This is a genomic window from Actinomadura fibrosa, from assembly GCF_900659615.1.
In the GTDB taxonomy this organism is placed as follows: Bacteria; Actinomycetota; Actinomycetes; order Streptosporangiales; family Streptosporangiaceae; genus Spirillospora; species Spirillospora fibrosa.
In genome coordinates, this window is sequence record NZ_CAACUY010000313.1 from 1 (window position 1) to 9071 (window position 9071).

General features: G+C 73.9%; 9 protein-coding genes and 3 tRNA genes. 5 read left to right on the plus strand and 7 right to left on the minus strand.

The features are described from left to right. Positions 1-627, plus strand: a 627-nt coding sequence (locus E1300_RS50835) for a hypothetical protein (protein ID WP_207400318.1), incomplete at its 5' end; no start/stop codon positions are given. Positions 628-645: 18 nt separating this feature from the next. Here E1300_RS50835 and E1300_RS44235 read toward each other — a convergent pair. Further along, complete coding sequence (locus E1300_RS44235) at positions 646-1605, minus strand: hypothetical protein (RefSeq protein WP_131763266.1); 960 nt, start codon at positions 1603-1605, stop codon at positions 646-648. A gap of 186 nt (positions 1606-1791) precedes the next feature. Between E1300_RS44235 and E1300_RS44240 the strand changes: the two genes are divergently transcribed. From E1300_RS44240 to E1300_RS44250, 3 genes are all read left to right on the plus strand, one after another. After that, a complete protein-coding gene (locus E1300_RS44240; RefSeq protein WP_131763267.1) occupies positions 1792-2412 on the plus strand; it encodes a hypothetical protein in 621 nt (206 codons plus the stop codon). Between the two features lie 219 nt (positions 2413-2631). Further along, complete coding sequence (locus E1300_RS44245; RefSeq protein ID WP_131763268.1) at positions 2632-3282, plus strand: winged helix-turn-helix domain-containing protein; 651 nt, start codon at positions 2632-2634, stop codon at positions 3280-3282. Between the two features lie 111 nt (positions 3283-3393). Continuing rightward, complete coding sequence (locus E1300_RS44250; protein ID WP_131763269.1) at positions 3394-5463, plus strand: MMPL family transporter; 2070 nt, start codon at positions 3394-3396, stop codon at positions 5461-5463. A gap of 101 nt (positions 5464-5564) precedes the next feature. Here the strand turns inward: E1300_RS44250 and E1300_RS44255 are convergent. Beyond that, positions 5565-5637 (minus strand) — tRNA-Glu (locus E1300_RS44255). 446 nt (positions 5638-6083) lie between these two features. Here E1300_RS44255 and E1300_RS44260 point away from each other — a divergent pair. Then, positions 6084-6467 carry an STAS domain-containing protein gene (locus tag E1300_RS44260; RefSeq protein WP_165503269.1) on the plus strand — a complete coding sequence of 128 codons (384 nt, stop codon included), beginning with the start codon at positions 6084-6086 and terminating at the stop codon, positions 6465-6467. Positions 6468-6548: 81 nt separating this feature from the next. Here E1300_RS44260 and E1300_RS44265 read toward each other — a convergent pair. From E1300_RS44265 to E1300_RS44285, 5 genes are all read right to left on the minus strand, one after another. Continuing rightward, positions 6549-6621: transfer RNA gene (locus E1300_RS44265), tRNA-Glu, on the minus strand. Positions 6622-6643: 22 nt separating this feature from the next. Next, a tRNA-Gln gene (locus tag E1300_RS44270) sits at positions 6644-6715 on the minus strand. 142 nt (positions 6716-6857) lie between these two features. After that, on the minus strand, positions 6858-7493 hold the full coding sequence (locus E1300_RS44275) for a DUF2461 domain-containing protein (protein ID WP_131763271.1): 636 nt from the start codon (positions 7491-7493) through the stop codon (positions 6858-6860). Between the two features lie 52 nt (positions 7494-7545). Continuing rightward, positions 7546-8310 (minus strand): fumarylacetoacetate hydrolase family protein, encoded by a 765-nt coding sequence (locus E1300_RS44280; protein ID WP_131763272.1) that lies wholly within the window; start codon positions 8308-8310, stop codon positions 7546-7548. Positions 8311-8332: 22 nt separating this feature from the next. Continuing rightward, on the minus strand, positions 8333-9071 hold a 739-nt coding region (locus tag E1300_RS44285), incomplete at its 5' end, for a cellulose binding domain-containing protein (RefSeq protein ID WP_207400319.1).

Genomic DNA, 9071 nt, shown 5'->3' on the forward strand with positions numbered 1-9071 from the left:
ACCGCGCCCGCTGCCGCGCCGCCCGCCGCGCCGGCCGACGCGACCGCCACCGCGTCGGAGCTGGCCCACCCGTCCGGGCTCGGCGTGGTCGGACCCGGCGCGGACGGCTTCATGCGCGCCGTGCTCGTGGACCTCCTCACCCGCGACGGACCCCACGCGAAGATCGTCCTCACCCGGGGCGAGCTGCACCGGCTGTTCGGGGACGCGTTGACCGGCCCGCTCCGCACCGCCTTCGACGCCCGCCTCCACGTCTGCGACCTGCTGGAGGAGGCGATCGAGCAGCTCGAACTGGAGATGCTCGTCGCCGACGCCGAGCGCGCCAACCCCGACCTCAGCCCCACGGGCGGGCAGAGCCGTCCGGTCACCTACTGGCTTTCCACGCCCGGCGAGGACGACGACGTCGTCGTGCCCGTCATCCGGCGCGGCCCCGCGCACGGCCTGGTCGGCCTGGTCTTCGGCACGTGGCCGCACGGCCGCACCTGCACGGTCGACGACAGCGGCGTCCTCACCGAGACCGGCGAACCGGACGAGACCGGCGGGCCGGACGCGATCGCCGTCGCCACGCTGTCCCTCGCGGACGCCCTGGCCCGCCTCCGCGAGTACACGGAACGCGAAGCCTGGTTCTGACCGCGGCCGGCGTTCTGGTCAGAGCGGGCGGGTGCACTTCTCGTCATGCTGCGGGTAGTCGGCCCAGAGGCAGACGCGGACGACGACGTCCGTGCCGTCCACCACCTTCCTGATCGCCGGGGTGCGGACATGGCGGTCCCGGGTTCCCGGCCCGATGATCGGCGCGGGGCAGGGATGCCAGGGCCCGCCGCCGATCCGCCAGTCGAGGCGGACGCCGCCCGTCCCCGTCTCCGAGCTGCCCCGCCCCCAGTAGTAGGTCGCGCCGTCGCGCGTCTCGTACCAGGCCGACCCGTGCATGTAGCCGAAGTCGAGCGTGGGGTTCTCCCGCTTGGCCGACTCTCCGACGAGGGTGGACGCGTCGATCAGGTTCGCGGGCCGGGCACCGCAGGCCGGGGCCTGCGGAACGGCACCGGCCGACCGCGGACGGGATCCCGCCCCGGACGGCCAGACGGCGGCCGTCACCCCGACGGCCACGGCCATCAGAGCCGCCCCGGCGATCGCCGCCCGCACGACACGCCGCGACCGACCGGCCCGGCCCGCGGATGGCGGCGGCACCGCCCCAGGCGACAACGCCGAACCGGGCGGCGGCGCGGTCGCGGCGGGCAGCGACGTCGGGCCGGGCGGCGCCGGAGCCGGAGCGGGCAGCGCTGTATCCGAGGCGGTCTGAGGCAGGGGCTCGGGTGGGGTGGTCAGGCGGTCCAGGGTCGCCAGCCAGGGTGCGGGTTCGGTGACGTCGCAGCAGCGCAGGATCGACTCGACGAACTCGCGCCGGTCCGGCATGCCCGCCAGCAGCTCCGGCCTGCGGAAGACGTCGCTGACGGTGGAGCTGGGAAGCCATCGGGGCAGGTCGAGTGCGCGCGCACGGCGTTCCAGGCGCCGCAGGCTGAGCCCTGACCGCGTGCACAAGCCGTTCAGCCGCGCCACGAAAGCGTCGATCGACGGGACGCCGTCCAGACCGTCCGAATCGAGCTCGCTCATGCCTGCCCTCCGGATCCGCACCGCGCGGGGCCTTGTCGACCGCCCTTTCTACACCGCGCTGACCAGCGTCCGGGCCGGTTCCGACCATCCCGGACAGGCCCGGACACTTTTCGCCTTGTGGCCTGCGGTGACGCGCCCGTTCAATCGGTGCCCGTCCCCCGGAAGCAGACCGAAAGGCACCGATCCATGCAACGCATCCGCGTGTTCGCCCTCGGCCTGGCGGTGGCCGCGCCGGCCCTCGCCGCCGTCCCGTTCCTGACCCACGGCGGCGCGGCGGCCACCGCCCGCCCGGCCGCCGCGGCGACGCCCGTCGGCGGGGGCGCCGGCGGGCAGGCCGGGCGGCCGGGCACCATCACCCGCGCGACCGTCATGGCCCGGGCGCGGTGGTGGCTGAACAAGACGAACATCCCCTACTCCCAGTCGACCTGCTACACGACCAGCGGCAGGCGGACGTCCTGCCGGGCCGGGACGTTCCGGGCGGACTGCTCCGGCTACGTGTCGCTGGCCTGGAACGTCGGCAACCTGACCGTCGGCAGCTCCCAGCCGGCGCTGACCCCGCTCGGGCACCACCAGAGCAAGTCCCGCGAGATCGCCAAGACCTCGCTCGCCGCGGGCGACGCGCTCGCCTACTACAGGGGCCCGGGCGACAACGCCCACATCGCGCTGTTCGTCCGCTGGCAGGGCAGGCGCGGCGGTCCCGCCGTCGTCTGGGAGCAGGCGGGCGGCCAGTCCGGGCCGCGGCAGCACGTCTGGTCCGTGAGCCGCCAGCGCGGCTACCGGGCGTTCCGCCTGCTCAGCATCCGCTGACGGACGGCTCGCCAACGCTCACGAACGGTCGAGCCCCCGGCGCCCCGATGGGGTGCCGGGGGCCTTTCCTTGGGCGCCTTCCCTTTCACCGCCTTCGGCCTTGCGGGGGAGGCGCCGCCTCACCCTGCGGGATGGGGGTTCCAGGCTGCTCTCCCTCCGTCCGGTGAACCTTGCCAAGAAGCGTTGCAAAGGACCTTTGCACAGCCTAGCGTCCAGGGCATGACGGAACAGTCACCACCCGTGGAGATGACGGATCCGCGCCAGGTGCGGCTCCTCGCGCATCCGCTGCGGCAGCGGATCGCGGAGGTCATGCGGCGCGGGCCCGTCTCGTCCACGACGCTCGCCCGCGAGCTCGGCGAGAGCACCGGCGCGACGAGCTACCACCTGCGCCGGCTCGCCGAGCACGGCTTCATCGAGGAGGTCCCCGGCCGCGGCCGGGGCCGCGAGCGCTGGTGGCGGCACGTCCCCGCGGACCGGCGGCTCCCGCCCTACTCCCGGCAGAGCCCCGAGATGCGGGAGGCGGTCGGGGAGGTCACCCGGCTGGAGTTCGCGAACGAGCTCGACCTGCTCGCCCGCTTCGAGCGGGTCCGGGACGATCTGGGCCCGTGGGCGGACGCGCTGCTCTTCTCGTTCTCCACCGTCACGCTGACGCCGGACCAGCTCCGGCCGTTCTTCGAGGAGTACATCGCGCTCCTCTACCGCTACAAGAACGCCGACGAGGATCCGCCGCCCGACGCGCGGACCCTCGTCGTCAGGTTCCTGGCCTTCCCCGAGATCACGGACGAGGCCGAACCTCCGGACCCGGACGAGGCAGGCCCTCCGGCCCCAGACGAGGCCGGGCCCCCGGACCCGGACGAGGCCGGAAGTTAGAGCCCGGGTCGCCGAGTTGCCCCTCGGCGACCCGGGCGGGCGGAAGCCCGAGTCACCACGCCATCGGCGTGTTCACCGCGACACGAACCCCCACCGAAAGGAGAGCACCTCGTGCTGCTCCCACGCAAACTCGCCGGGCTCCCGGCGGGACGCCACGCGAAATGGGCGATCCTCCTGCTCTGGGTCGCGATCGTCCTGGTCGCCGCGCCGAACGCGAGCCGGCTCTCGGGCGCCGTCCAGGACGACTCCACCGCGGAACTGCCGCGCGGCGCGCAGTCCACGCGGGTCGAGGAGCTGACGGCGCGCTTCCCCGGCGGCGAGCTCGCGCCGGGCATCGTCGCCTACGTCCGCGACACCGGCGTCACCGCCGCGGACCGGACGCGCGCCGAGGCCGACCGCCGCGCCCTCGCCGCCGTCGCGGCGGGTCCGATCGCGCCGGCCGTCCCGTCCCGCGACGGCCGCGCGCTCATGCTGACCGTCCCGCTCGCCGACGACGACCACCTCGCGGACAACGCCGGGCGGATCCGTGACCAGATCGAGCGGAACGCTCCTCCGGGCCTCCAGGTCCGCCTCACCGGCCCCGCGGGCGCCGCGCTCGACGTCGGCGACGCTTTCGAGAAGGTCGACAAGGCGCTGCTGCTCGTCACGGTGCTGCTCGTCGCCGCCGTCCTCCTGCTCACCTACCGCAGCCCGGTGCTGTGGCTGCTTCCGCTCCTGACCGCGGCGGTCTCCCTCCAGGTCACCGGCGCGGTCGTCTACCTCCTCGCCGAGCACGCCGGCCTCTACGTCGCGGACGGGACGTCCAGCATCCTCGACGCGCTGGTGTTCGGCATCACCACCGACTACGCGCTGCTGCTCCTCGCCCGCTACCGCGAGGAGCTCCGCCGCACCGCCGACCGCCACGAGGCGATGCGGGCCGCCCTGCGCCGCGCCGCCGCGCCGATCACCGCGTCCGCCGCGACCGTCTGCCTCGGGCTGCTGTGCCTGCTCGCGGCGGCGATGGGGTTCAACCACGCGCTCGGCCCCGTCGGCGCGATCGGCGTCCTCGGCGGTCTCGCCGTCGTGATGACGCTGCTGCCCGCCCTGCTCGTGGTCCTCGGCCGCTGGGTCTTCTGGCCGCGCATCCCCCGCCACGGCGACGCGCCGCCCGCCCGCGGCACGCTGTGGGACCGCGTCGGGCGCCGCGTCGCCGCCCGTCCCCGGCTCGTCTGGGTCTGCGGTACGGCGGTCCTCGCCGCGCTCGCCGCCGGGCTGCTCGGCGCCCACACGGGCCTCGACCGCGAGCACTTCCTCACCACCACGCCGTCCTCCAGCATCGGCGGGCGCCTCCTGAGCGCGCACTACCCCGGTGACGAGTCCCGCCCGATCGAGGTCGTGTCGGAGCGCGCGGCGACCCCGGGCGTGCTGGCCGCCGTGGCGAGGGTTCCCGGGGTCGCCGGGGTCGGTGAACCCGAGCCGTCCGTGGACGGCCGCCTCACCCGGACCGAGGTGGTTCTGGCCTCGTCGTCCGGCGGCGCCGCCGCGGACACTGTCCGGGCCGTCCGGGCGAGCGCCCCGGACGCCCTCGTCGGTGCCGGAGCCGCCGCCGACCTCGACCTCGCCGACGCGCAGGCGCACGACCGCCGCGTCGTGATCCCCCTCGTCCTCGGCGTCGTGCTGCTCGTCCTCATGGTGCTGCTCCGCGCCCTGGTCGCGCCGCTGCTGGTCGTCGCGACCGTCGTCGCGTCGTACTTCGCCGCGCTCGGCGCCGCCTGGCTGCTGTTCCGCCACGCCTTCGGGTTCCCCGCCCTGGACGTCCAGGTCGCGCTGATGGGCTTCCTGTTCATGGTCGCCCTCGGCGTGGACTACAACCTGTTCCTCGTGTCCCGCGTCCGCGAGGAGGCCGCCCGCTCCGACCACCGCACCGGGGTGCTGCGCGGCCTCGGCCTGACCGGCGGCGTCATCTCCAGCGCCGGGCTCGTCCTCGCCAGCACCTTCGGAGTCCTCGGCCTCATGCCCGTCACGATGATGGTGCAGATCGGCGTGCTGGTCACCCTCGGCGTCCTGCTGGACACCTTCCTCGTCCGCTCGGTCATCGTCCCGGCCCTCGCCCTGGACGTCGGACGCCGCTTCTGGTGGCCCGGACGCCTCGCCGCCCGCGCCGCCGCGCCCGCCCGTCCCCCGGAACCAGCCCGCTCGTGACCACCGGAGGTCCCGGTCCCGGAGGGGCCGGGGCCTTCGCACGCCGGGGAAAACAAAAAACCGCAGCCGGTGCTTTCGCTGAGCCGGTTGCGGTCGATGCGTACCCCCGAGCGGATTCGAACCGCCGTTACCGCCTTGAGAGGGCGGCGTCCTAGGCCACTAGACGACGGGGGCAGGACGTATGCCTTCGCGGTCTCCCGCTCGGGCCTCGCCCAGCCTACCGGACTCCGGCGCCCGCCTCGACCAGGATTCGCGCGGCGCCCGCGCGGGGACGCGGCGGTTCACCGACAGCGGCGGCGCTCACACCTATGACCCTGGTCGCACGTTTCGTCCGGCCGTTAGATCAGGGGCCGAAAGGGTAGGAAACCGTCGAGTGTTCGGAGGTGATGGTCGTGCTGCTGACGTCGCTCCCGTACTGCCCGGGATCCGGCGGCCGTACCGCCGTGCCGCGAGGCCGGCCGTAAGCGCCCGCACCATCTGAGAACCCCCGGCGCCGCGCGCCGGACGTACCGGGCACGGACTTCCCGCGTGCCTCGTCGCCCTTCCGGGCCATCCGGACCTTCTGTGCTCGCACGGCGTGCGGTCGTGCCGCGTGCCGTCCCTACGAAATGAGCGGAGCGATGACTACCCTGCCCCCGCTGGCCATCTCCGGCGTGCTCGACGACGAGGTCCTGGTCGTCCGGCTGGCCGGCGACCTGGACGTGGCGACCGCGCCGCGGCTGCGCGCGTACCTCCTGGAGACGCTGGACGACCGCAGGCCGGGGACGCTGGTGCTGGAGATGTCCGCGGTGGAGTTCACGGACTCGTCGGGGCTGGCCACGCTCGTCTGGGCGCACGGCGAGATGGCGCGGGGCGGCGGGGCCCTGGAGATCCGGAACCCGCGGCCGACACTGCGGCGGATCATGGCGGTCAGCGGGTTGAGCTCCCGGCTGACGCTGACCCCGGCCGAGCGGAATTCCGGGCTCCGGAACCGGAACCACGACGGGGACGGCAGCCGACCGTAACGGGGAACGTCCTTATGGAAACGGTCAGTCCAGTGGAAACCGGCCGCAGCAGGAAGCGGCCTTGGGGCCGCGGAAAAGGTGTACCCCCGAGCGGATTCGAACCGCCGTTACCGCCTTGAGAGGGCGGCGTCCTAGGCCACTAGACGACGGGGGCCTGTCCACTGACGCGGACGGAGCTGGGGTACCAGGACTCGAACCTAGACTAAGTGAACCAGAATCACTCGTGCTGCCGATTACACCATACCCCAGTGCGGTACGAGCCTCCGGCCGTCTCCGGCCGGTCGCTCGCGCCTCGAAGAGAATACCGGACTGTGGGACCGCAGCCAAAACGATTGCCGGAGCGGTGGAGACGGGCGGGGCGCCCGAGGCGCCGAGAGGCCCCGGGCGCGGTCAGCGGGTGAAGTCGGGCGGGCCGATGTGCTGGTCGCCCCACTCGACCAGCGGGCGCAGGCGGCGCCACGACTCGCGGACGCGGGTCACGACCTCCGGCGTCCGCATCCAGGGGTCGGCGGGCCAGCCCTGGTGGGCGTACAGGGAGCGGTGCCGCAGCAGTTCGAGGCGCGGATGGTCCTCGGGCGTGCCGCGCGGGCGGGTCTTGAGCCGGTCGCCCGCGATCTCCAGGCCGGCGGACCGGAGCTCCTCGACGATGGCCTCCAGCTCCTTGCCGAACGTGTCCGAGCCGACCGCCTCCCGGTAGCGGCGGAGCTGCTCGGGGGTGGGCGCGTACATGCCGCCCGCGACCATGAGGCCGTCGGCGTCGATCTGGACGTAGTACCCCTGCCCGGTGTGGCCGCCCTGGTGGGTCTTGTACGGGGTCTTGTCCTTGCTGAAGCGGACGTCGCGGTAGGGCCGGAACAGCTTGCCTGGGCCGAACTCCTCTTCCAGCTCGGCGAGCAGCTCGCTCATGGGGCCGCGGACGTGCCGCTCGTAGTCCTCCTTGTGCACCGTCCAGTACGCCTTGCTGTTGTCGGCCAGGAGGCCCTCGTAGAACTCGAACGACCGCTCGCTGAAGCCGCTGAACGTCATGGCATGTCCCTCCGTACGGCGCCCCCACAGCATAGGGACGCCGTACGATGCTTCAGTCGCGGGCGATGACGCGGTTGGTGAGGGTCCCGACGTTCTCGACCGTGACGGCGACCTCGTCGCCGATCTCCAGCGGGCCGACCCCGGCGGGCGTCCCGGTGAGGATGACGTCGCCGGGCAGCAGGGTCATGACCTGGCTGACGTACTCGACGAGGGTGGGGACGTCGTGCAGCAGCAGGGACGTCCGCGCGTCCTGGCGGACCTCGCCGTTGACCGTGGTGGTGATCGCCAGGTCGGACGGGTCGGCCTCCGTCTCGATCCACGGGCCGAGCGGGCAGAAGGTGTCGAAGCCCTTGGCCCGCGTCCACTGCCCGTCCTTCTTCTGGAGGTCGCGGGCGGTGACGTCGTTGGCGCAGGTGTAGCCAAGGATGACGTCGGCGGCGCGGGCGGCCGGGACCTCGCGGCACATGCGGCCGATGACGACGGCCAGCTCGCCCTCGTGGTCGACGCGCTCGGACAGCTTCTGCGGGTAGGCGATCGCCTCGCCGGGGCCGATGACGGCGGTGGACGGCTTGGAGAAGATCACCGGTTCGGCGGGCGGCTCGCCGCCCATCTCGCGGGCGTGGTCGGCGTAGTTCTTGCCGATCGCGATGACCTTGCTCGGCAGGATCGGCGCCAGCAGCCGGACGTCGGCGAGCGGGAGCCGCTGCCCGGTGAAGGTCAGGTCTCCGAACGGATGGGCCGCGATGGCGGCGACGGTGTTCTCCTCCACCACCCCGAAGGACATGCCCTCGTCGGTGGCGAACCTGGCGATACGCATGTCCGAGAGCCTAGTACGCGCCTCAGAGACCGCATGCCGTGCCGTTGACCCGGCACTTCCGCGGGGTGGCCGCGGTGCCCGCGGCGCCGAACCGGACCTCCCAGGTGCCGCCCGGCGGGATCGCCGCGGCGCCCGCGAGGTTCTCGATCTCCGGGTGGGCGCCGCCGTGCACGAGCCGCGCGCCCCAAATGTTTCTGACGTCGGCGCCGGACGCGTCGAACGTGAGCTTCCACGTCCGCATCGGCTGCGAGGTGCGGTTGGTGATGACGAACCTGCCCTCGAAGTACCCCTCGTCCTGCTGGACGAGCTGGTAGGTGACGCCGTCCCCCTCCACGACCGGGCCGATCGGCGCGGTGGGGGCGGCGGGCTCGGGCGTGCCCGGCTGCCCGGTGACCGGTGGCGTGCCGCCCGGACCGCCGGACGGGGCGGGCGTCGGGGCGTCCGTGGGGCCGCCCGTCGGCGCGGGACCACCGGTCGGAGCGCCTGTCGGGACGGCCGTCCCGGAGGGTGCGGGAGGTGCGGGCCGGGTGGCGGCGGTCTTCTCGTCGGAGTCTCCCCCGGCAAGGACAAGGGACGCGGCGATGCCCGCGATGACCAGCAGGGCGGCCGCGGCCATCGCGATGAGGAGAAGCACGCGGCGTGGACGCCCGGACCGGACGGACGCACCGCCGGGTGCCGTCGCCTCGCCCGGGGACGGCGGCGGAGGCGGCGAGGCCATGACCGCCGGGCCCGCCGCACCCGGGCCGGTCGCACCCGGCCCG